This is a genomic window from Actinoplanes subtropicus (assembly GCF_000721705.1).
In the GTDB taxonomy this organism is placed as follows: domain Bacteria; phylum Actinomycetota; class Actinomycetes; order Mycobacteriales; family Micromonosporaceae; genus Actinoplanes; species Actinoplanes subtropicus.
Genome location: NZ_JOJL01000187.1, coordinates 1 through 256, shown reverse-complemented (window position 1 = coordinate 256; position 256 = coordinate 1). Strand labels below are relative to the sequence as shown.

Genomic DNA, 256 nt, shown 5'->3' with positions numbered 1-256 from the left:
GAGGAAGATGGGTAGTTGGATTTGGGTGTTGCCGGGGAGGTTGCCGGACAGGGTGACGGTGATCAGCCGGCTGGTGCCGGGTTTGGTGGTCTGGATGGACACGCCGTAGGTCGAGCGGGCGCCGGATGACATGTTGTAGGTGTTGGTCAGGTTGTTGACGGCGATGGTCTGTCCGGCGGTGATCCAGTTGTTGGGCACGCCGCGGCCGACGTAGATGGTTCCGGTCAGGGAGCGGGCGACGATTGATTCGAGGAGG

1 protein-coding gene is annotated in these 256 nt (G+C 62.9%); it reads right to left on the bottom strand.

Features of this window, described 5'->3' with window-relative positions; genetic code table 11:
* A partial coding sequence (locus IH26_RS61885; RefSeq protein WP_034218356.1) for a hypothetical protein occupies positions 1-256 on the bottom strand: 256 nt, incomplete at both ends.